The 1,338-nt window shown below is 72.9% G+C and carries 1 protein-coding gene; it reads left to right on the top strand.

Translation table 11 applies throughout. From position 1 onward, the window contains the following. Positions 1–1,338: M4 family metallopeptidase (locus H5J30_RS33665; protein ID WP_181791563.1), on the top strand; the 1,338-nt coding region annotated here is incomplete at both ends.

Genomic DNA, 1,338 nt, shown 5'->3' with positions numbered 1-1,338 from the left:
CCGCACCCGGGTGACCCCCTGGGACGACGGGCTCTACTACGCCGCGTACGAACGCACCTACCTCGGGCTGCCGGTCACCGGGGGCGACGCCGTCGTGCTCGCCGACAGCCGCGGGCGCGTCCTCGACGTGGCCGCCGCGCCCGCGCCCGAGCTGTCGCTCTCCCCGCGCGCCCGGATCCCGGCCGCGGCAGCAGAACGCACCGCCACCGCGCGGGTCGCCCACCCCGAGAAGGCCACGGCGCCCGAACTGGGCGTGCTGCTCAAGGAAGCCAGCGGCGGCGGGGCCGGCGAGGGCGTGCTGATCTGGAAGTCCACCGTCACCGGCACCACCGCAGCCGGCGCCCCCAGCGTGCGCGAGGTGTACGTCGACGCCCGCACCGGCAAGGTCGCCGAGACCCGCGAGCAGGTCCGCGACGCCTCCGGGCAGGGCTATCACTACGGCACCGTCGAGATCGACACCGCCGCCAACTCCATGACCGACCCGCTCCGCACCGGCTTCCAGTGCGGCGGCCAGAACGGCGCCCCGTACACCACCCCGCCCTGGGGCAACGGCGGCGCCAACGACCTGGAGACCGCCTGCGTCGACATCATGTACGCGGCCCAGCAGGAGTTCGACATGCTCAAGGAGTGGACCGGCTACAACGGCCAGAACGGCCGCGGCGGCCTCGTCCCCGCCCGCGCCGGCCTCAGCGTCGTCAACGCCTACTACGACGGCTCCAAGACCACTTACGGCCGCAACCAGACCGGCACCAACCAGCTCACGTCCATCGACGTCGTCGCGCACGAATACGGGCACGAGATCTTCGACCGCACCCCCGGCGGCAGCGGCTCGGGCAGCGAGAACGGCGGCATGAACGAGTCCACCGGCGACATCTTCGGCGCCATCACCGAGGCGTACGTCGACAGCCCCGCCGACCCGCCCGACTACACCGTCGGCGAGAAGGCCCGCTTCTACGGCGACACCCGCCCCATCCGCAACATGTACAACCCCTCACTGGTCAACGGCGACCCCAACTGCTACACGCAACTCGGCCCCGGCACCGAGGTGCACGCCGCCGCGGGCCCGCAGAACCACTGGTTCTACCTGCTCGCCGAGGGCTCCAGCCCCGGCGGCGGCAAGCCGAACAGCCCGATCTGCGCCGGCGGCCCCTCCTCCGTCACCGGCGTCGGCGTCCAGAAGGCCGCGAAGATCTTCATGGGCGGGCTGCTGCTCAAGACCTCCGGCTGGAACCACCGCGCCGCGCGCGCCGCGACCGTCACCTCCGCCAAGGCCGCCTACGGCGCCACCGAGTGCAACGCGGTCAAGGCGGCCTGGAGCGCCATCGCCGTGCCCGCTGC

The sequence above is a fragment of the Streptomyces phytophilus genome, assembly GCF_013870535.1.
GTDB classification, from domain to species: Bacteria; Actinomycetota; Actinomycetes; order Streptomycetales; family Streptomycetaceae; genus Streptomyces; species Streptomyces phytophilus.
Note: the sequence above shows the minus strand (reverse complement) of the source record. Positions and strands in the feature narration are given on the sequence as shown.